The organism is Oleiphilus sp. HI0123 (genome assembly GCF_001635315.1).
This window is the reverse complement of the sequence record NZ_LWGE01000355.1, coordinates 1-582: the sequence shown is the minus strand read 5'-3', so window position 1 is coordinate 582 and position 582 is coordinate 1. Positions and strand designations below refer to the sequence as shown.

General features: G+C 46.2%; 1 protein-coding gene. It reads left to right on the top strand.

Annotated features, from left to right (window positions below; all coding sequences use genetic code 11):
- Positions 1-5: 5 nt before the first annotated feature.
- On the top strand, positions 6-582 hold a 577-nt coding region (locus A3761_RS03395; RefSeq protein WP_197472782.1), incomplete at its 3' end, for an MBL fold metallo-hydrolase.

Below are 582 nucleotides of genomic sequence, written 5' to 3'. Positions count from 1 at the left end.
TTCGCATTTCTGATAAAAACAGTTCTGAACAACAAGGTATTCTGATTGATTGCGGATTGTTTCAAGGGGCCGAGACCTCTGGGCAGTCGAGTGAAAGCCAGCTTGAAATCGACTTCCCAGTTTCTCATATTAAAGCGCTTGTCGTGACCCATGTTCATATCGATCATGTCGGGCGCATTCCTTATCTTCTCGCTGCTGGCTTTGAAGGGCCGATATACTGTTCTGAGCCGTCGGCTGTGCTTTTACCACTGGTACTGGAAGATGCGGTGAAGATTGGTTTCACCCGTAATAAGCAGATGATCCGAAAATTTATGTCGGTGCTTAAGCAGCGTATTGTGCCGCTCAAATATGGTGATTTGTATTCAGTCTTTGAAGGTTTAGATATTTGCTTACAGCCAGCAGGTCATATTCTTGGTTCTGCTTATGTTGAGTGTCGTGTGAGTCAAGAGGGTGAAGTGCATCGGCTTGTCTTCTCGGGTGATTTAGGGGCTCCTCATTCTCCTTTGTTAGCCGCGCCAAAGCCTCCCGAAGCATGTGAAACCTTGGTGATTGAAAGCACCTATGGCGATAAGAATCATGAAG